At 66.1% G+C, this 19,900-nt stretch carries 19 protein-coding genes; 6 read left to right on the top strand and 13 right to left on the bottom strand.

All coding sequences use genetic code 11. From position 1 onward, the window contains the following. Positions 1–9: 9 nt before the first annotated feature. Positions 10–2,622: an ATP-dependent chaperone ClpB gene (gene clpB, locus MF270_RS20535; protein ID WP_238367657.1), complete on the bottom strand. Its 2,613-nt coding sequence runs from the start codon at positions 2,620–2,622 to the stop codon at positions 10–12. A 128-nt stretch (positions 2,623–2,750) separates the two neighbouring features. Next, positions 2,751–3,872: a sialidase family protein gene (locus MF270_RS20530; RefSeq protein WP_238367656.1), complete on the bottom strand. Its 1,122-nt coding sequence runs from the start codon at positions 3,870–3,872 to the stop codon at positions 2,751–2,753. Positions 3,873–4,152: 280 nt separating this feature from the next. On the opposite strand from MF270_RS20530, the gene pyrF reads away from it, so the two are divergent. Continuing rightward, on the top strand, positions 4,153–4,848 hold the full coding sequence (pyrF, locus tag MF270_RS20525; protein ID WP_238367655.1) for an orotidine-5'-phosphate decarboxylase: 696 nt from the start codon (positions 4,153–4,155) through the stop codon (positions 4,846–4,848). Between the two features lie 148 nt (positions 4,849–4,996). Here the strand turns inward: pyrF and MF270_RS20520 are convergent, their stop codons facing one another. Both MF270_RS20520 and MF270_RS20515 read right to left on the bottom strand, forming a co-directional pair. Next, positions 4,997–5,698 (bottom strand): response regulator, encoded by a 702-nt coding sequence (locus tag MF270_RS20520; RefSeq protein ID WP_238367654.1) that lies wholly within the window; start codon positions 5,696–5,698, stop codon positions 4,997–4,999. Positions 5,699–5,703: 5 nt separating this feature from the next. Beyond that, on the bottom strand, positions 5,704–6,219 hold the full coding sequence (locus MF270_RS20515; protein WP_238367653.1) for a MarR family winged helix-turn-helix transcriptional regulator: 516 nt from the start codon (positions 6,217–6,219) through the stop codon (positions 5,704–5,706). A 158-nt stretch (positions 6,220–6,377) separates the two neighbouring features. Between MF270_RS20515 and MF270_RS20510 the strand changes: the two genes are divergently transcribed. After that, complete coding sequence (locus MF270_RS20510; RefSeq protein ID WP_238367652.1) at positions 6,378–7,244, top strand: branched-chain amino acid aminotransferase; 867 nt, start codon at positions 6,378–6,380, stop codon at positions 7,242–7,244. Between the two features lie 63 nt (positions 7,245–7,307). Here MF270_RS20510 and MF270_RS20505 read toward each other — a convergent pair whose 3' ends face one another. Then, a complete protein-coding gene (locus MF270_RS20505) occupies positions 7,308–7,736 on the bottom strand; it encodes an organic hydroperoxide resistance protein (protein WP_238367651.1) in 429 nt (142 codons plus the stop codon). Positions 7,737–7,847: 111 nt separating this feature from the next. Here MF270_RS20505 and MF270_RS20500 point away from each other — a divergent pair, with 111 nt between their 5' ends. Both MF270_RS20500 and MF270_RS20495 read left to right on the top strand, forming a co-directional pair. Then, a complete protein-coding gene (locus MF270_RS20500) occupies positions 7,848–8,285 on the top strand; it encodes a MarR family winged helix-turn-helix transcriptional regulator (RefSeq protein WP_238367650.1) in 438 nt (145 codons plus the stop codon). 31 nt (positions 8,286–8,316) lie between these two features. After that, entirely contained in the window at positions 8,317–9,093 is a 777-nt protein-coding gene (locus tag MF270_RS20495; protein WP_238367649.1) for a 23S rRNA (adenine(2030)-N(6))-methyltransferase RlmJ, read from the top strand. A gap of 4 nt (positions 9,094–9,097) precedes the next feature. Here the strand turns inward: MF270_RS20495 and MF270_RS20490 are convergent, their stop codons facing one another. The 7 genes from MF270_RS20490 to MF270_RS20460 form a co-directional block, all read right to left on the bottom strand. Then, positions 9,098–9,694, bottom strand: a complete 597-nt coding sequence (locus MF270_RS20490) for a 2-hydroxychromene-2-carboxylate isomerase (RefSeq protein ID WP_238367648.1) — start codon at positions 9,692–9,694, stop codon at positions 9,098–9,100. A 12-nt stretch (positions 9,695–9,706) separates the two neighbouring features. Then, on the bottom strand, positions 9,707–10,903 hold the full coding sequence (locus tag MF270_RS20485) for an ABC transporter permease (protein ID WP_238367647.1): 1,197 nt from the start codon (positions 10,901–10,903) through the stop codon (positions 9,707–9,709). Between the two features lie 4 nt (positions 10,904–10,907). Further along, the gene (locus tag MF270_RS20480; protein WP_238367646.1) at positions 10,908–12,599 is read right to left on the bottom strand and encodes an ABC transporter permease; all 1,692 of its coding nucleotides are present in this window, start codon (positions 12,597–12,599) and stop codon (positions 10,908–10,910) included. A 28-nt stretch (positions 12,600–12,627) separates the two neighbouring features. Continuing rightward, entirely contained in the window at positions 12,628–12,915 is a 288-nt protein-coding gene (locus MF270_RS20475; protein WP_238367645.1) for a DUF1330 domain-containing protein, read from the bottom strand. Positions 12,916–13,011: 96 nt separating this feature from the next. Continuing rightward, a complete protein-coding gene (locus tag MF270_RS20470; RefSeq protein WP_238367644.1) occupies positions 13,012–14,133 on the bottom strand; it encodes an extracellular solute-binding protein in 1,122 nt (373 codons plus the stop codon). Positions 14,134–14,249: 116 nt separating this feature from the next. After that, a complete protein-coding gene (locus MF270_RS20465) occupies positions 14,250–15,350 on the bottom strand; it encodes an ABC transporter ATP-binding protein (protein WP_238367643.1) in 1,101 nt (366 codons plus the stop codon). 166 nt (positions 15,351–15,516) lie between these two features. Continuing rightward, the gene (locus MF270_RS20460) at positions 15,517–16,887 is read right to left on the bottom strand and encodes an aspartate aminotransferase family protein (protein ID WP_238367642.1); all 1,371 of its coding nucleotides are present in this window, start codon (positions 16,885–16,887) and stop codon (positions 15,517–15,519) included. Positions 16,888–17,082: 195 nt separating this feature from the next. Here MF270_RS20460 and MF270_RS20455 point away from each other — a divergent pair, with 195 nt between their 5' ends. After that, entirely contained in the window at positions 17,083–18,264 is a 1,182-nt protein-coding gene (locus tag MF270_RS20455; protein ID WP_238367641.1) for a M24 family metallopeptidase, read from the top strand. After that, positions 18,261–19,418, top strand: a complete 1,158-nt coding sequence (gene argE, locus MF270_RS20450; protein WP_238367640.1) for an acetylornithine deacetylase — start codon at positions 18,261–18,263, stop codon at positions 19,416–19,418. Before MF270_RS20455 ends, argE begins: the two co-directional genes overlap by 4 nt. 102 nt (positions 19,419–19,520) lie before the next feature. Here argE and MF270_RS20445 read toward each other — a convergent pair whose 3' ends face one another. After that, positions 19,521–19,898 carry a rhodanese-like domain-containing protein gene (locus MF270_RS20445; protein WP_238367639.1) on the bottom strand — a complete coding sequence of 126 codons (378 nt, stop codon included), beginning with the start codon at positions 19,896–19,898 and terminating at the stop codon, positions 19,521–19,523. Positions 19,899–19,900: the final 2 nt, after the last annotated feature.

Below are 19,900 nucleotides of genomic sequence, written 5' to 3'. Positions count from 1 at the left end.
TTTGTCGTTTCAGTGGACGACCGCGTCGTCGGGCTTGGGCCGGTTGCTGGCGCCCACGCGATCCCCGATCAGCAGCCCGTCCGAGCCGGCCGTCACCGGCACCACGTCGCCGTCGCCGATGTCCCCGGCCAGCAGCATCTCGGCCAGCGGGTCCTGCAGCGCGCGCTGGATCACCCGCTTGAGCGGCCGCGCCCCGAACACCGGGTCATAGCCCTCGTCGGCCAGCCATTTGCGCGCGCCCGCGTCCAGCTCGAGCCGGATCTTGCGCGCCGCGAGCCGCTTGAGCAGCCGTGCCATCTGGATATCGACGATGCCATCCATGTCGGTCCGCTTGAGGCGGTCGAAGATGATCGTCTCGTCAAGCCGGTTCAGGAACTCGGGGCGGAAATGCGCCCGCACCGCGTCCATCACGTCGCGCTTGGCCTGGCCGCTGTCCGCGCCCTCGGGCAGCTGGCTCAGCGCCTGCGATCCGAGGTTCGAGGTCAGCACGATCAGCGTCTGCTTGAAGTCGACCGCCCGGCCCTGGCCATCGGTCAGCACGCCATCGTCGAGCACCTGGAGCAGCACGTTGAACACGTCCGGATGCGCCTTTTCGACCTCGTCGAACAGCACGACCTGGTAAGGCCGGCGCCGCACGGCCTCGGTCAGCACGCCGCCCTCGTCGTAACCGACATAGCCCGGAGGGGCGCCGATCAGGCGGCTCACCGCGTGTTTCTCCATGAACTCGGACATGTCGATGCGGACCATCGCGTTGTCGTCGTCAAAGAGGAACTCGGCCAAGGCCTTGGTCAGCTCGGTCTTGCCGACGCCGGTCGGCCCGAGGAACAGGAACGACCCCAGCGGGCGGTTCTCGTCGTTGAGACCCGCACGGGCCCGGCGCACGGCATTCGCCACCGCCTTGACCGCCTGGTTCTGGCCGACGACCCGCTTGTGCAGGCCCTCTTCCATCGCCAAGAGCTTCTCGCGCTCGCCCTCCAGCATCTTGCCGGCGGGGATGCCCGTCCAACGCTCGACCACGGCCGCGATCTGGTCGGGGCGCACGGCCTCTTCCACCATCACGTCGTCCTCGGCGTTTTCCGCGGCTTCGAGTTGCTTTTCCAGCTCGGGGATGCGGCCGTATTGCAGCTCACCGGCCTTGGCGAAGTTGCCTTCGCGCTTGGCCTGCTCCAGCTCGGCCCGCGCCCGGTCCAGCAGCTCCTTCAGGTCGCGCGCAGCCGAGAGCTTGTCGCGCTCCGCCTGCCAGCGGGCGGTCATCTCGGCGCTCTGCTCCTGCAGGTCGGCCAGGTCCTTTTCCAGCTTTTCCAGCCGGTCCTTGGACGCCTTGTCATCCTCGAGCTTCAGCGCCTCGACCTCGATCTGCATCTGCAGGATGTTCCGGTCAAGCTGGTCCAGCTCCTCGGGCTTGCTGTCCACTTCCATCCGCAGACGGCTGGCTGCCTCGTCCATCAGGTCGATGGCCTTGTCGGGCAGGAAGCGGTCGGTGATGTAGCGGTGGCTGAGCGTCGCGGCGGCGACCAGCGCCGAGTCCGAGATCCGCACGCCATGGTGCAGCTCGTACTTTTCCTTGATGCCGCGCAGGATCGAGATCGTGTCCTCGACCGTCGGCTCGGTCACCATCACGGGCTGGAACCGCCGCGCCAGGGCCGCGTCCTTTTCGACATGCTTGCGGTACTCGTCCAGCGTCGTCGCGCCCACGCAGTGCAGCTCACCCCGCGCCAGCGCCGGTTTCAGCAGGTTCGAGGCGTCCATGGCCCCGTCCGCCTTGCCCGCGCCAACCAGCGTGTGCATCTCGTCGATGAAGAGGATGATCTCGCCCGCGGCGCTCTCGACCTCCTTCAGGATCGACTTCAGCCGCTCCTCGAACTCGCCCCGGTACTTGGCGCCTGCGATCAGCGAGCCCATGTCGAGCGCCATCAGCCGCTTGTTGCGCAGGCTTTCCGGCACGTCGCCGTTGACGATGCGCAGGGCCAGGCCCTCGGCAATCGCGGTCTTGCCCACACCGGGTTCACCGATCAGCACCGGGTTGTTCTTGGTCCGACGTGACAGCACCTGCATCGAGCGGCGAATCTCTTCGTCGCGCCCGATGATCGGGTCGATCTTGCCCTCGCGGGCCGCCTCGGTCAGGTCGCGCGCGTACTTTTTCAGCGCGTCATAGCCCTCCTCGGCATTGGCGCTGTCGGCGGTGCGGCCCTTACGGATGTCGTTGATGGCGGCGTTCAACCCCTGCGCATTGACCGCGCCGGCGTCCAGCGCCTCCTTGGCGGGGGATTTCACCATCGCCAGGGCGGTCAGGATGCGTTCGACGGGCACAAAGCTGTCGCCGGCCTTCTGGGCCAGCTTCTCGGCCTCGTCCAGAACCTTGGCGGTCTGACCGTCGAGGTAGGGCTGCGCATCGCCCGACACTTTCGGCAGCTTGCCGAGGGCGATGTCCAGCGCCTGCACCACGCGCTCGGGCGCGCCGCCCGACCGCTTGATCAGGTTCGAGGCGAGCCCCTGCTCGTCATCCATCAGCGCTTTCAGAAGGTGTTCGGGGGCCAGTCGCTGATGGTCTTCGCGCATCGCGATGGTCTGGGCCGCCTGGATGAATCCCCGCGACCGCTCGGTGAACTTGTCCAAGTTCATGGTACTCTCCTTTTCAAGCATTCCCCGGTGTGGCGCACCCTGCGATAGGCATGCGCGGGTCGGGAACCTCATCCCTCCAGATGGGCGCTCACAGGGGCGTGTTCAAGTTGGCCGGGGCGGAAAATCGGTCAGGTCGGCAGCAACTCGACCGGGCTGGTCGGCAACAGCTCGACCGGGCTGGTCGGCAAGAGCTCGACCGAGTTGACCAGCGGCAGGTCGCGGGCCAGGCAGGTCCAGCTGCCCCCCTCGTCGGTCGAAGCATAGACCGAGCCCGAGTTGGTCCCGAAATAGACCCCCACCGGGTCAAGGCTGTCCGTCGCCATCGCCTGCCGCAACACGGTGAAGTAGCAATGCTCCTGCGGCAGTCCCGCCCGCGCGTCCCGCCAACTGGCCCCGCCATCGGTCGTTTTCCAGACCGCCGCGGCGGCATCGGGAACATAGCGGCCCTTGACGTCGCCGTTCAGCGGAAGGAACCAGGCCGTCTGGTGATCGCGCGGGTGGATCGCCACCGGAAAGCCGAAGGACGAGGGCAGACCGCCGCCCAGTTCTTCCCACCGGGCGCCGCCGTTGTCGCTGCGGTACATGCCCTGGTGGCCCTGCTGGTACATGACCTGGCCCCCGCCCGAAGGCGCCAGCGCCAGCCCGTGCACGCAATTGCCGATCTCGGGATAGCTGGGGTTGCCGTCGAACCCCATCACCTTGATGCCCTGGTTGCGCGCGGCCCAACTGAGCCCGCCATCTTCGGTGTAGAAGATCCCGGCCGACGAGACGCCCACCCAGATCCGGTCGGTGTTGCCCGGGTCGGTCACGATGTGATGCAGCGTCAGCCCCGCGCCCCCCGGCGGCCAGTCGGGGCGCGTCGGATGCTCGAAGAGGCCACGGTTCAGAACCCAGCTGTCCCCGCCGTCCCGGCTTTCATACAGCCCGCCGGGCTTTACACCCGCCAGCACCCGGTCACCGGCGAATCCGATGGACCAGACCGATTCGGGCGTGGTCCCGTCCGGCATCTCGGGCAGGTCGCCGCAGCGGTCCCAGGTGTCGCCGCTATCCCGGCTGCACCAGACCGAGGCGCCCTCGAACCAGCTCACGCCGCCGGCATAAAGCAGCCCCGACCCGGGGTCCGCCTTGACGTGGTTGACCGGCCAGGTGCCGAACCGCGGCCCGTCGATGGACCACTTGGTGCGCCCGTGAGAGCTGCTCAGCAGGAAGACACCCTTGTTGGTGCCCAGCAACAATGTGACCTCGGACATGCGCGCCTCCGCCCTGATCGCGGATCGAGCGTAGCACGGCGCGGGCCGCCTGTCGCTCGTCTTGCATCGTTGCCGGCGGCGCCTTGCCAGACCGCTTGCGCCAAGGTCCCGCCCCTTTCCTGCGCGGCTTGCCGCCCCCTTCTTGCGCGGCTTGCCACCCCTTTCTTGCGCGGCTTGCCACCCCTTTCTTGCGCGGCTTGCCACCCCTTTCTTGCGCGGCTTGCCACGACGCCCCCGCTCTGCCAAAAGCGACGAGATCCATCAGCCGCAGGAGCTCCCCATGTCCGACGATCGCCTCATCGTCGCCCTCGACGTGCCGAATGTCGTGGCCGGCCTCGAACTGACGCAGGCCCTTGGCAACACGGTCAGCTTCTACAAGATCGGCCTCGGCATGCTGACCCGGGGCGGCCTGGCGTTGGCCAACGAGCTCAAGCAGGAGCACGGCAAGCGCATCTTCCTCGACATGAAGTTCTTCGACATCGGCGCCACGGTCGAGGCGGCGGTGCGCGGGATCGCGCAGTTCGACCTCGATTTCCTGACCGTCCACGGCGACCCGCACGTGGTCCGCGCGGCGATGGAGGGCGCGGCGGGGTCGAACCTCAAGATCCTCGCGGTGACGATCCTCACCTCGCTCGACCGGCAGGACCTCGACGACGGGCTGATGGTGCCGGGCGATATCGCGGACCTGGTGGAAACCCGCGCCGCCCGCGCGATGGAGGCCGGGGCCGACGGCGTCATCGCCTCGCCACAGGAAGCCGCCCGCATCCGCGCCCTGCCGCAGGCCGCCGGCAAGCTGATCGTCACCCCCGGCGTGCGCCCCGCCGGCGCGGCCCTTGGCGACCAGAAACGCGTCGCAACCCCGGCCAGCGCCATCGTGGCTGGCGCTGATCACATCGTGGTCGGCCGCCCGGTGTGGAAGGCCGCCAACCCGCAGGCGGCGGCCAAGGCCATCACCGAAGAGCTGGCCGCGATCTGAGCGCTTTCGGATTTAAATGCCTCCGGCGGGAGTATTTGGAGAATAATGAAAGGCCATGCGCCACACCCTCCTTTCATTATTCCGAAAGTACTCCGCGGGGAGTCACCAAAGGTGACGGGGGGCAGCGCCCCCCTGCCCGGCCAGCCAATCAGTCCGGCGCCAGCATGTAGCCCGCGCCGCGCACCGTCTGCAGGTACCGCGGCTGCTTGCTGTCGTTCTCGATCTTGCGCCGCAGGCGGGTGATCTGCACATCCACCGCGCGTTCCTGCGCCTGGCCCCGGTCCCGGCCCAGGTCCTCGACCAGCTTGGCACGGCTCACCGGCTCGCCCGCCTGGGCGGCGAAGATCCGCATCAGCTGCGATTCGGTGGCCGTCAGGCGCACCAGTTCCTCGCCGCGCCATAGTTCGCCGCGTTCGAGGTCATAGCGGATCTCGCCGAGGTTCAGCACCTTGGGGGCGACCTCGGTCTTGTCGACCTCGGGCATGCGCCGCAGGATCGCGTTGATCCGCAGCAGCAGCTCCTTGGGTTCGAACGGCTTTGCGAGGTAGTCGTCCGCCCCGGCCTCGAGCCCCTCGATCCGGTTCTCGGTCTCGCCCCGCGCGGTCAGCAGCAGGATCGGTGTCATTGAGCTCTCGCGCAGCGACCGGGTCAGGGCGATCCCGTCCTCGCCCGGCATCATGATGTCGAGCACGATCAGGTCGAAATCGAGCCCCGTCAGGATGCGCCGCGCATGGGCGGCATCCCGGGCGGCCGTCACCAGGAAACCGTTCCGTACCAGGAACTTCTGCAGAAGGGTGCGGATGCGTTCGTCGTCATCGACGATCAGCAGATGTGCGTCCGGGTCGCTCATGCCCGTCATCCTCCCGATTGGCGGGTGTCCCGCATCGCCTTGTACTGCTCTCGCATCTCGGGGTCCATGATCGCGTCAAGAACGCTGCGGAACCCGGCCACGGCCTCGGGGCCGGCCTTGCGGTAGGCCGCGCGCATCCGCGCCCGTTGCGCGTCCGACAGCTGCCGTTCCAGCGTCTCGCCTTCCTCGGTCAGGAACAGGTGCCGTTCGCGCCGATCGGCCCGGCCGACGCGGCTTTCGACCAACCCGTCCTCGATCAGCGTCCGCAGCACGCGGTTCAGCGATTGCTTGGTCACGCCGAGGATGCGCAGCAGGTTGTTGACCGTCGTGCCCGGCGCGCCGTTGATGAAATGCAGCGCCCGGTGATGCGCCCGTCCGTAGGACAGGTCCTCGAGGATGCGGTCGGGATCGGCGGTGAAGGCGCGATAGGCAAAGTACATCGCCTCGATCCCCTGCCGCACCTGATCGTCGGTGAGGAAGAGAAGCGCCTCTCCCCCGGTGGCCGTGCGCCCGTCTGCCATGTTCACTCTCCGCCTGCTTTGCGGGCAGTTTATGTCAGCCTTGTTGACATTCCAAGTCTCAACTGTTAGCGAGTCGCAGCTTTTGCGCAACTTTATGTCCGATGCGGACCGATCCAGCGCAACAAGTGGAAAACAGAGGACCCGAAGAGGATAGGCCGATGACTGGCTACGACGATATGGACGGCAAGATCTGGATGGACGGCAAGTTGGTGGAATGGCGCGATGCCAAGGTCCACATTCTCAGCCATGCCCTGCATTACGCGTCCTCCGTATTCGAGGGCGAGCGGTGCTACGACGGCAAGGTTTTCCTGTCCCGCAAGCACTCGGAACGGCTGCTGAAATCCGGCGAGCTGATGGAGATGCCGATCCCCTATTCGGTCGACCAGATCGAAGAGGCCAAGCGCGCCGTGCTCGACGCCAACGGGCTCGACAATGCCTATGTCCGCGTCGTCGCCTTCCGCGGGGCGGGCCCCGACATGGGCGTCAGTTCGGCCCGCAACCCGGTCCGCATGGCCGTGGCCGCCTGGTCCTGGGGTGACTACTACGGCGACGCCAAGATGAAGGGTGCCAAGCTCGACATCGCGCGCTGGAAACGCCCGAGCCCCGAGACGATCCCGACTGCCGCCAAGGCGGCCGGTCTTTACATGATCTGCACCATGTCCAAGCACGCGGCCGAGGCCAAGGGCTGCTCGGACGCGATGTTCTTCGACTACCGCGGCTACGTGGCCGAGGCGACGGGCGCCAACGTCTTCTTCGTCAAGGACGGAGACGTTCACACGCCCCTGCCCGACGCGATCCTGAACGGGCTGACGCGCCAGACCGTCATCGGCATGCTCAAGGAAAAGGGCATCACCGTGCACGAGCGCTATATCGAGCCGTCCGAGCTGGAAGGGTTCGAGCAGTGTTGGCTGACCGGTTCGGCGGCCGAGGTCACGCCGGTGGGTCAGATCGGCGAGTACACCTTCGAGGTCGGCGCGCTGACCAAGGACATCGCGACCAGCTACGAGAAGCTGGTCCGCAGCTGATCGGCGGGCCACAGGAACGGGAAAGGCGCGCGGGCGGGATCCCGCGCGCCTTTTTCATTGGGCTCAGGCCACGGTGGTCGTGACCGCGACGTTGCCCTTCACCGCGTTGGAATAGGGGCAGATCGCGTGGCCGGCATCGGCAACGGCCTGCGCCTCTTCGGCCGTCAGGCCGGGCATGGACACGGTCAGATCGACCTTGAGGCCAAAGCCGCCGTCGCTGCGCGGCCCGATCCCCACATGCGCGGTGACCTTGGTATTGGCGGGCACCTTGGCGAGGCTCTTGTCCTGCGTCGTCGCGAATTTCATCGCGCCGATGTAGCAGGCCGCGTACCCGGCGGCGAAGAGCTGCTCGGGGTTGTTGCCTTCGCCCTTGCCGCCCATTTCCTTCGGCGGATCGAGGCGCAGATCGATGGTGCCGTCAGCGGTGGCGGCACGTCCGTCGCGGCCCCCGGTGGCATAGGCTTCGGCGGTGTAGACGGGCTGGATGGTCATGGCGTTCCCCTTTGTATCGTGTGAGATTATATCGTGTGCGATACACGTAGGGTGGCTGAGCCGGCCTTGCAACACCTTGCGATTAGATCGCGCACGATTTATCTTGGAAACATGACCCACATTCCCGCCACCGCCGATATGCTGTGCCACGCGCTCTACTCGGCCGATCATGCGATGACCCGGCTTTACCGCCCGCTGCTGGCGCCGTTGGGGCTGACCTATCCGCAGTACCTTGTGCTGGTCGCGCTGTGGGAGAGGGACGATCGGCGCATCGGAGAGCTGGGCGAGACGCTGTCGCTCGAGACCAACACTCTGACGCCGCTGCTCAAGCGGATGGAAAGCGCGGGGCTCCTGACCCGCCGCCGCAGCGCCGAGGATGAACGCGTGGTGATCGTCAGCCTGACCGACAAGGGCGAGGACCTGCGCCGCGAGGGCGAGGAGATCACGCGTTGCATCTTCGAGGCAACGGGGCTGAGCCTGACCGAGCTGGCCGATCTGCGTGACCGGCTGCAGGACGTGCGCGACCGGATCACCGCGCGGCTGGCTTGACGCGGCACGGCGGGCCGGGCACACCCGGCCCATGCTGTCCTATCAACACGCCTACCACGCCGGGAACCTGGCCGATGTCCACAAGCACGCGCTGCTGGCGCAGGCGCTGGACTACCTGACCCGCAAGGACAAGCCGCTCAGCTATCTCGAGACGCATTCGGGCCGCGCGCTGTATGACCTGTCGGGCCCCGAGGCGCTCAAGACCGGCGAGGCGGCGCAGGGCATCGCCCGCGTGGCTGATTGGTTCGGGCCGGATCACCCCTATGCCCGGGCGCTTTCGGCGGCCAAGACGCAGGGGCCGACCGCCTACCCCGGCTCTCCCTTCATCGCGCGGCACCTGCTGCGGGCAGATGACCGCATGACCCTGGCCGAGCTGCACCCGACCGAGGCGGAGGCCCTGCGCGCCGCCCTGCCCGGCGCCGACATCCGACAGACGGACGGGCTGCAGATGGCCCTGTCGCTCACCCCGCCCGAGCCGCGGCGCGGTCTGATGCTGCTCGACCCCTCGTGGGAGGTCAAAAGCGACTGGCAGGCGCTGCCGAAACTGGTCGGGCAGGTGCATCGCAAGTGGGGCGTCGGTGTGCTGATGATGTGGTACCCGATCCTGACGAACGGGCTGCACCGGCCGATGGTCCGGGCGCTGGACGCGCTCGGGATCGACAAGGCGGTCCGGCACGAGGTCGCCTTTCCCCCCGCCCGCGAAGGCCATGGCATGATCGGGTCGGGCCTTTACGTGGTGAACCCGCCCTGGGGGCTGGACGCGGCGGCGCAGGAGCTTGGCGCGCGCTTCGCGACGCTGAAACGCTAGGGCCTCAGCCCAGGGCCTTTTGCCAGGCGATCGCCTCTTCGAACCGATCGTCGCCCCAGAACAATTCCCCGTCCGCACAGACGAAGGAGGGCGCGCCAAAGATGCCGCGGTCCCGCGCCTCTTGCGTGGCGGCGGCATAGGCTGCGCCGATCTCGTCGCTCTCCGCCTCGGCCAGAATGCGGTCCATGGACTGACCGGCGGCCGCCAGCGACGCGGCCAAGTTCTCCGGCTCGCCCGCCGGCTGTCCCTGTTCGAACCAGGCGGCATAGGTGGCCTTGAGATAGTCAGCGATCCAGCCCTCGCGCGCGGCCAGAACGGCCACCCGGTTGGCCAGGTCGAACTGCGCCAGCGGGTAGGACGCGGGCAGTTTCGGCGCCAGACCGTAGCCCTTGGCCCGCCGCTCGATGTCACGCCACATGTAGGCCGCCTTGACCGGTTTCCTGGCAAAGGGGACGTTGTCCATCTCGATCATGATCTCGCGCACGGAAAAGGGGCGGAAGATGACCTCCGCCCCCGTGTCCCGTTGCACCGCATCGAGCCGCGCGATGGTGAGATAGCTGTAGGTGCTGCCGACCGAGATCCAGAACTCGATGGGTTGCATCGGCGCCTCCTCTTAACCCGGGCTCATGCCCCGCAGCCGCTCGGACCGGCGGCGCAGCATCTCGACCATGGCCAGCAGCACGATCGAGATCGACACCAGCACCGTGGCGGCGGCCAGGATCGTGGGCGAAATCTGTTCGCGCAGGCCGGTGAACATCTGCCACGGCAAGGTCTGCAACTCGGCCGAGCCGATGAACAGCACCACGACCACCTCGTCGAACGAGGTGATGAAGGCGAAGAGGCCCCCCGAGATCACCCCCGGCAGGATCAGCGGCATCTGCACGCGGAAGAAGGTGGTGACCGGGTTCGCCCCCATGTTCGCCGCCGCCCGCGTCAGCGAGCGGTCAAAGCCGACCAGCGTGGCGGTCACGGTGATAATGACAAAGGGGATGCCCAGCACCGCATGGGCCAGCACGATGCCCCAGTAGGTCCCGACAAGGCCGATCTTGGAGTAGAAGAAATACATCCCCGTGGCCGAGATGATCAGCGGCACGATCATCGGCGAGATCAGGATCGCCATGATCGCGCGCTTGCCCGGCACGTGGGACTGCGACAGGCCGATCGCCGCCAGGGTCCCCAGCGAGACCGAGATGAAGGTCGCGACCGGCGCGATCTTGAGAGAGTTCCACACCGCGCTGGTCCATTCCGGGTTGGTGAAGAAGTCGCGGTAATGCTTGAGCGAATAGCCCTCGGGGTCGAACCTCAGCATCTCGGGGGTGAAGGTAAAGAAGTCCTCGGCGTTGAAGCTGAGCGGCATCACCACGATGATCGGCGTGATGAGGAACACGAAGATCGCCCCGCAGATCACGCGGAAGCTGTAGTGCCACAGCACCTGTCCGGGGGTCAGGTAGGGCACGAGATGCGCGCGGTAGCGGTTGAAGCCGATCCAGTAGATGAACCAGCCGAAGAACCAGCCGAAGAGCAGCCCGACGACCAGCCCGGCCACCGCGCCGAAGGCAAAGCCGCCCACGGCGAACAGGGCCAGGATGCCCCAGCGGGCCATCTTCTCTCCGTCCCGGCCGAGCTTCTCGATACAGAGGAAGGCAAGGATGGCCAGAAGGATGGCCCCGCCGACGATGCCCAGAAGGGTGGAGCCCTGGGCCGCGCCCACGAAGATGCCGGCAAAGGCGCCGGCGGCGGCGATCACGGGAATGGTGAAGGACGGGTCCTTCTTTCCGGTCGATGTGATGACGATGTCACTGACGCTCATGACTTTACCCCAGCTTCACGTTGTCGATGCCGACGATTCGGTCGTAGGCCCAGTAAAGGATCAGGACCACCGCCAGCAGGATTGTCCCCAGCGCGGCCGCGAGGCCCCAGTTGAGCGAGGACGAGATGTGATAGGCGATCCGGTTCGAGATGAAGACGCCCTTGGTGCCGCCGACGATCTCGGGCGTGATGTAGTAGCCGATGGCCAGGATGAAGACGAGGATCGACCCCGCCCCGATCCCCGGGATCGACTGCGGGAAGTAGACCCGCCAGAACGCCGTCCAGTTGGTCGCGCCCAGCGACTTCGCGGCGCGTACGTAGTAGGGCGGGATCGTCGACATGACCGAGTACATCGGCAGGATCATGAACGGCAGCAGGATATGCGTCATGGCGATGATCGTGCCGGTCTGGTTGTTGATCATCACGAGCCGGCTGTCATCGGCCACGAGGCCGAGCCAGACCAGCACGTCGTTGATGACGCCCTGCTGTTGCAGCATAACCTTCCATGCGCTGGTCCGCACCAGCAGCGAAGTCCAGAAGGGCAGCAGCACCAGGATCATCAGCAGGTTCGCACTACGCGCCGGCAGGTTCGACAGCAGGAAGGCCACCGGGTAGCTCAGCAGGATGCAGGACCCGGTGATGACCAGCGACAGGTAGAGCGTGCGGATGAACAGCGTGATGTAGATCCGTTCGTTCTCGGGGCGCATCTGGGCGCCGTCGATGCCGTTCTGCATGTCGACGGAGTTGAGGAAGTAGCCCGGCGTGTAATCGGGACTGTACAGCTTGATGGTCTGCCAATTCTCGAGCGCGCCCCAATCCTCGTCGATCCCGACCATCACGTTGCGGAAATCGACCGCCGGCAGCGCATCGAGGTTCGCGGCGGCCTCGGCCAGCATGTCGGCCCCGGGACCGCTGTAACCCGACACGTCGGCGCCCGATTGCAGATCGCTGGCGAGGGCTGCGAAGACGGATTCCCACGGATCTTCCTCGGCCACGATGTCGCCGTCCACAAGGGCGGTGTAGATCGCCCAGCTGGTATAGGCGGCGGCGGTGCGCGGCAGCAGGTCCGACACCTCCCGAGCGGGGGCAAAGCCCAGATCGCCTTCCAGGACTTCGCCGGTCAGGGCGCGCATGTCGAACATCTTGGTGTCCAGCAGCGCGGTGTCCACGGGACGGTCGCCGGCGTTCATCATCTGGTACCAGGGCGCGGGCTCGTCCCAGGCCGGGTTGATGTCCTCGAGCGCATCGTGGACGTCGTCGCCGATGTCGTCGAGCTGGCGCCCCGAGGTGCGGAACAGCGACGAGATGCCGGTCTGTTCGTAGTTCAGACGGGTGCCAAGCCGCGTGTGCTGCTTGGCCTCGGCCGCGGTGAAAAGATCGAAATAGATGGCGTCATAGGCCGCATCGGGAATGTCGCTTTCACCGTTCCACTCCTGCAGGGCCATGACGGTTTCGGGCAGCGTCTCGGACACGATCTGGTTCTCGACCGAGCGGAAGAGCATGTCCGCGATGGGCGCGATGAAGGTCACCAGCACGAAGATCAGCAGCGGCGCGACCAGCATCAGCGCCCGCAGCTTCTGGCGGCGCAGCGCACGCGCCAGGCTTTTCTTGAGCGGCCTGCCGTCGGCGGCCAGCATGGGCCCGGCCTTGGGCGCGGCGCCGGTGAAATTCGCGGGTTCTGTCGTGCTGTGCGTCATGCGTGCTTTCCTGTGACCCGTGGACCAGTCAGACGCCCTCGACGAGGACGAAGTCGCTGTCGGCGGTGGCGTGACGGATCTTCACCACCTCCTGGTATTCCGGCGAATAATAGGCGGCGCGGGCCTGTTCGAAACTGTCGAACTCGATCACCACATGGCGGTCCTTCATCGGGCCTTCCGGGGCCTCGGAGGCGCCGCCGCGGATGATGAACCGGCCGCCGTAGCCTTGCAGGATCGGGGTGTCCCTCTCGACATACTCCTTGTATGCCTCGGGGTCGTTCACGGTGATGTGGCCGATCATATAGCCCTTGGGCATGTCCGCGATCCTTTCTGGGGACCGGAGGGCGAACGGCTCGCCCCCCGGATTGATCAAAGGTGCAGGGTGGGGTTTCACCCCACCGCCACGGTGCCCTTACTGGGCCAGCCAGGCCTGGAACTTCGCGTCGATGTCGTCGCGGTAGTCAGCCCAGAACTCGTAGTTGTAAAGGAACGTGTTCTTGGCGTTGTTCGGGTCGGTCGGCATGTGCGGCGCCATCTCGATGCCCAGCTCGGCGTGCTGGCCAACCAGCGGGGCCGAGGAGGCGCGGGCCGGACCGTACGAGATGTACTTGGCCTGGTCGGCAAGGCGCTGGGTGTCGGTCGCGAACTTCACGAAGTCCTTGACGCGTGCCAGGGCGGCATCGTCGAGACCGGTCGGGATGATCCAGCCGTCCAGGTCGAACACCTGCGCGTCCCACATCATTGCGACGGGCTGGTCCTGCTCTTCGATGACCGAGAACAGACGGCCGTTGTAGGTCGAGCCCATGAAGATCTCGCCGTCGGCCAGCAGCTGCGGCGTGTCGGCACCGGCGGACCACCAGATCACGTCGTCCTTGATGGTGGCCAGCTTGTCCAGCGCCTGCTGCTGACCTTCGTCGGTCGCCAGCACGTCATAGACGTCTTCCTTGGCCACGCCGTCACAGAGCAGCGCCCATTCCATGTTGTTGATGGGGCGCTTTTCCAGCGCGCGCTTGCCCGGATAGGTTTCCAGGTCAAAGACCGAGCAGATCTCGGACGGCGCGTCGACGCCTTCGGGCACCATGTCGGTGCGGTAGCCGAAGGTGGTCGAATAGACGATCTGCGGGATGAAGCAGTCGCTGACGATCAGTTCACCGAAATCGTCTTCGGCCGAGGAGCCGTCATCGCCTTCGGCCAGCAGCTCTTCGGGGTCGTATTCCATCGCCAGGCCTTCGTCGCACAGACGAATGGCGTCCGACGCCACAACGTCGACCAGATCCCAGGTGATGTTGCCCGCTTCGTTCATGGCGCGCAGCTTGGCCACCGCCTCGTTCGAGCTTTCGTCCCACGAGATCGTCAGACCTTCGTGCATTTCGAGGTAGGGCTGGGCATAGGCCTTGTCCTGGCTGGCCTGGTAGGCGCCGCCCCAGCTGACGAGCGTCATGCTGTCGGCCATCATGCCATGGCTCTCCGCGTGGGCAAGGCCCGCGGCGACGGTCAGTGCCGTCGTTGCAAAGAGGGTTTTGGTCAGTTTCATAACTGTGCTCCCTGAGTTGTTCCCGTTATGGGTTTTGTAAGGCCCCACGCCACGGGTTCAGACGAAGGACCGTGTCTCACCGCGCGCGGACTTTCGGGCCGCGCGCAGCAAAGAGGTTACGCGTCCAGCGCGCGGCAGTCGCGGGGCAGCCAGCCGATGTCGATCTGCTGACCCGGCTCGAGCCGCACCGCGTCGGGCGCGTTCCGCGTCTTGACGACGAAATCCTCGTTCCCGGCCACCGAAAGGCGGGTGCGGAAGATGTCGCCCATGTAGATGAATTCCTTGACCGTGGCCTTGAGCGTATGGGCATCGGGCGACAGGCGGTCCTTGTTGAACTCGACCCGCTCGGGCCGGATCGACACGCGCGTCCGCTCGCCGACACCGGCGACGTTCACCGGCATGGCGTCGATCACCTCCCCACCGTCGAGCTTGACGATGCAGGTGTCGCCCTTGATCTCCTGGACCACGCCTTCCAGCGTGTTGTTCTCGCCGATGAACTGCGCGACGAAGGAGTTCTTGGGCTCTTCGTACAGCACATCCGGCGGATCGAGCTGCTGGATGCGGCCATCGTCGAAGACGGCGACGCGGTCCGACATGGTCAGCGCCTCGGTCTGGTCGTGGGTCACGTAGACCACGGTGATGCCAAGGTTGTCGGCGATGCGCTTGATCTCGAACTGCATGTGCTCGCGCAGCTGCTTGTCGAGCGCGCCGAGCGGTTCGTCCATCAGCACCAGGTCGGCCTCGAACACCAGCGCCCGCGCCAGGGCGATGCGCTGCTGCTGGCCGCCGGACAGTTGGGCGGGGCGTCGGCCGCCAAAGGCGCCCATCTGCACCATTTCCAGCGCCCGCTTGACCTTGGCCTCGCGCTCGGACTTGCCCATCTTGCGGACTTCCAGCGGGAAGGACAGGTTCTCGGCCACCGTCATGTGCGGGAACAGCGCGTAATTCTGGAACACCATCCCGATGTTGCGCTTGTGCGGCGGGATGTTGTTGATCGGTTTCCCACCCAGCTTGATCTCTCCATGGGTGGCGGTCTCGAAGCCGGCCAGCATCATCAGGCAGGTGGTCTTGCCGGACCCCGACGGTCCGAGCATCGTCAGAAACTCGCCCTTCGGCATCGAGAGGTTCAGATCCTTGACGACGAGATTCTCGCCGTCATAGCTTTTCTGAACGCGTTCGAATTCCACGAACGCGCTCTCCGTCGCTGTGTCAGCCAAGACTGGCTCCCTGTCTATTTTTTACGCGCGGGTTTTCCCGCGTCCCGTTCAAAGGCTAAACGCCACCCTACCCGGCATGCAACCGGAATACGGCATTTTACAACGGATTCCGACATCTGCGCGGTTTCCGCAGGGGAAAATGCCGCTTTGAGACCCTTCACTTAGGTCACCCGAGGATTTCGGCAACCGAATCCTTCGTGGCGGCGACAACCGAGTCGGCTTCGGCCCGCGTCATGCAGAACGGCGGCGCAAAGCCGAGGATATCGCCCTGCGGCATGGCCCGGCCGATGATGCCACGTTTCAGCAAGGCGCCGGCGACCTTGGCGCCAATCGTTTCCTTGGGGTCAAAAAGCGTGCGCGTGTCACGGTCCTTGACGAATTCGACGGCGGCCATCAGCCCCTCGCCGCGCACCTCGCCGACATGGGCATGCTCGCCCAGCGCCTCGCGCAGGCCGCTCAAGAAGTAGGCACCGACCTCGCCCGCATTGCCGATCAGGTTCAATTCGTCGATCAGCCGCAGGTTCGCGACCCCGGCGGCGGCGCCGATGGGGTGGGCCGAGTAGGTCCAGCCGTGCCCGATGGGGCCGTTTTCGTCCGTCCCCTGCATCAGCACCTGCCACATCCTGTCCGACACGATCGAGCCCGACAGCGGCGCGTAGGCGCTGGTCAGACCCTTGGCGATGGTCATCAGGTCGGGCTTCAGCCCGTAGTGCGTCGACCCGAACATCGACCCGAGGCGGCCGAACCCGGTCACGACCTCGTCCGCGATCAGCAGGATGTCGTGCTTGGTCAGCACCTCCTGGATCGCGTCCCAGTAGCCGGCGGGCGGGGGCACGATGCCGCCCGTGCCCAGCACCGGCTCGCCGATGAAGGCGGCGATGGTGTCGGCGCCCTCGGCCTCGATCAGCTCTTCCAGCTTCGCCACGCAATGGGCGACGAACTCGGCCTCGGTCTCGATCCCGGCGGGACGGCGGAAATAATAGGGCGCTTCGGTATGCACCACCTGGCTCAGCGGCAGGTCGAATTTCTTGTGGAACAACTCGAGCCCGGTCAGCGAGCCGGTCATCAGGCCCGAGCCGTGATAGCCCCGCCAGCGGCTGATGATCTTCTTCTTCTCGGGGCGGCCGAGGATGTTGTTGTAGTACCAGACCAGCTTGATGTTGGTCTCGTTTGCGTCCGAGCCCGACAGGCCGAAGTACACCTTGGACATGTGATCCGGCGCGCGGTCCATGATCATCTTGGCCAGGGTCACGCTCGCCTCGGTGCCGTGGCCGACATAGGAATGGTAATACGCCAGCTCATGCGCCTGCGCGGCGATGGCATCGGCGATCTCGGTCCGGCCGTAGCCCACGTTCACGCAGTAGAGCCCGGCGAAGGCGTCAAGCAGCCGGTTCCCCTCGCGGTCCTCGATATGACAGCCCTGCCCGCCGGTCACGATGCGGTTGCCAAGCTCGCCGCGGGCAAAGGCGCCAAGGTGCGTCGAGGGGTGGAAAAAGCTTTCGCGATCCCATTCAGCAAGTTGGTCGTTGCGCAGCATGTTGGCCTCCGGGTGGTTTGACGAGTTCTTTCCCAACACCTACCATTCGTAGATGCGACCGCAACCAAGTGGTGCCAAAGCATTGTGCAGGCATCGAAAAAACGGCATCACGGGTCGTTTTCGGACCAGCCCGATCTGGTCCCTGCGTGCTCCTTTTAACAGGATCACCCCACCGAAACGGAAGGAACCCGGCGCATGATTCGCAAGCATCTCCCCTTTTCCGAGGCCGAGTTCCAGCGGCGCCTGGCCCTGACCCGGGCGGCGATGGAAAAGGCCGGGCTGGACGTGTTGTTCATCACCGACCCGTCGAACCAGAACTGGCTGACCGCCTATGACGGCTGGTCGTTCTACGTCCACCAGGGGGTGATCGTCAGCCTCGAGTCCGACCCGATCTGGTGGGGCCGCAACCAGGACACCAACGGCGCGCTGCGCACGGTCTGGATGGGGGATGCCTACGTGATGGGCTATGCCGACCATTTCGTGCAATCGACCGAACGGCACCCGATGCAGGACCTGGCCGAGCGGCTCAAGATGCTGGGGCACGAAACCAGCCGCATCGGCGTCGAGATGGACAATTACTATTACTCGGCCAAGGCACATCAATCGCTGGCCGAAAGCCTGCCGAATGCCAGGCTGATCGACGCGACGGCGCTGGTGAACTGGCAGCGCGGGGTGAAATCGGACGAAGAGATCACCTTCATCCGCCGCGCCGCGAAGATCAGCGAAAAGATCGTCGATGGCCTGCTGGAACGGGTCGAACCGGGCGTGCCCAAGAACGAGGTCGTCGCCGATATCCTGCATGACGGGGTGATGGGCGCGGACGGGCACTGGGGCGATTACGCGGCCATCGTGCCGCTGCTGCCTTCGGGTCCCGACGCCGCCGCGCCGCACCTGACCTGGCACGGCCGCCCCTTCGAGACTGGCGAGGCGACGTTCTTCGAGATCTCCGGCTGTTACCGCCGCTACCACGCGCCCTTCTGCCGGACGATCTTCCTCGGCAAGCCACCCGAGTTCCTGCTGAACGCCGAGGCCGCGCTGGTCGAGGGGCTCGAAGCGGGTCTCGAGGCCGCCCGCGCCGGCAACCGCGCCTGCGACGTGGCCAATGCCTTGGCCGCCCCGCTGCTGCGCGCCGGGATCGAACGCGGCGCGCGCTGCGGCTATCCCATCGGGCTGTCGTACCCGCCCGACTGGGGCGAACGCACGATCTCCCTGCGGGCCGAGGACGAGAGCGAGCTGAAACCCGGCATGACCTTCCACTTCATGCCCGGCCTCTGGATGGAGAATTGGGGCCTCGAGATCACCGAATCCATCCTCATCACCGAGGACGGGCCGGCCGAGACCTTCTGCGACCGCCCGAGAAAGATGTTCGTCAAATGAACCGCATGGCCGCGACGCGCGAGATCCTGTCGGACCTGATCGCCCATCCGACCGTCTCGACCGAAAGCAACCTCGAGCTGATCGTCTACCTCGCCAACCGGCTGGGGGACCTTGGCGCGCGGGTGGACATCTTTCACGACAAGACCGGGCGCAAGGCGAACCTCTGGGCGACCCTGGGCCCGGACCGCGACGGCGGGATCATCCTGTCGGGCCATACCGACGTGGTCCCGGTCGCCGACCAGGACTGGACGACCGACCCGTTCGAGACCCATGAGCGCGCCGGGCTGATCTTTGGCCGCGGCACCTGCGACATGAAGGGGTTCATCGCCGCCGCCATGGCCATGGCCCCCGAATTCGCCGCGCAAGAGCTGCGGCGCCCGATCCACTTCTGCTTTACCCATGACGAGGAAACCGGCTGCATGGGCGCCCAGGCCCTGCTGCCGCACCTGCAAGATCGCGGCATCCGCCCCGCCATGGCGATCATCGGCGAACCGACCGACATGCGGATCATCGAAGGCCACAAGGGCTGCTGCGAATACACCGCCCGCTTCACCGGGCTCGAAGGCCACGGATCGGCCCCGGACCGCGGCGTCAACGCCGCCGAATACGCCGTCCGCTACGTCTCGCGCCTGCTCGAACTGCGCGAAGAGCTCAAGCCCCGCGCGCCCGCCTCTAGCCGGTTCGATCCGCCCTGGACCACGCTCAACGTCGGCGGCATCCGCGGCGGCGTCGCCCATAACGTGATCGTGGGCCGCGCCGAGGTCGACTGGGAATTCCGCCCCGTGCAGCAATCGGACTTGGATTTCGTCAAGCAGGCCGTTGCGGACCATGTGGACAAGCTGCTCGGCCAGATGCGCGCCGTTCATCCCGCCGCCAGCATCGAGACCGAGGTGATCGGCGAGGTCGAGGGCCTCGAGCCCATGGACGACAACGAAGCCCGCGCGCTGGTGGCGGAACTCACCGGCGCCAATACCGCCGACGTGGCCCCCTTCGGGACCGAGGCCGGCATCTTCACCCGCCTCGGCCTCTCGGCCGTGGTCTGCGGGCCGGGCAGCATCGACCAGGCCCACAAGCCCGATGAATACGTCAGCCTCGACCAGCTCGACCGCTGCCTCGACATGCTCGAGGGGCTGCGCCGCAAGCTGGCCGCCTGACACAGGAAAGGGCGGCCCCACGCGGCCCCGCCCTTTCATTATTCCACAAATACTCTCGCCGAAGGCCACGCCACAAAGGGGCGTTCGCTTGGCGCGGCAACCTCAGGGCGCCACGCGCTGCGGCGCGCCGGTCCCCATGTTGGTGCCGATATAGGGCTTGCCTGCCTGCTTCCAGGCACCAAAGCCGCCCTCCATATGCGCGATCTTGCCGATGCCTTGAGACATCGCCAGCCGCGCCATCTTTTCCGACCGCATGCCCGAGCCGCAATGCAGCACGATCTGCTTCTCCGCCTGGCCCGGCAGCCCGCTGGGGGCAAAGAAGGCCAGCGGCATCAGCAGCGCGCCCTCGATATGTTCAAACATGTATTCCTGCGGGGTGCGCACGTCGATCACGACGATACGGCCCTCGGCCATGCCTGTGTGGACCTCGTCCACGGTCCAGGTCTCGAACGTCGCGCCGTCCACGGTTTCGGTCTTCATGT

Origin of the sequence: Mesobacterium pallidum, from assembly GCF_019966535.1 — a bacterium.
Lineage (GTDB): Bacteria > Pseudomonadota > Alphaproteobacteria > Rhodobacterales > Rhodobacteraceae > Mesobacterium > Mesobacterium pallidum.
Note: the sequence above shows the minus strand (reverse complement) of the source record. Positions and strands in the feature narration are given on the sequence as shown.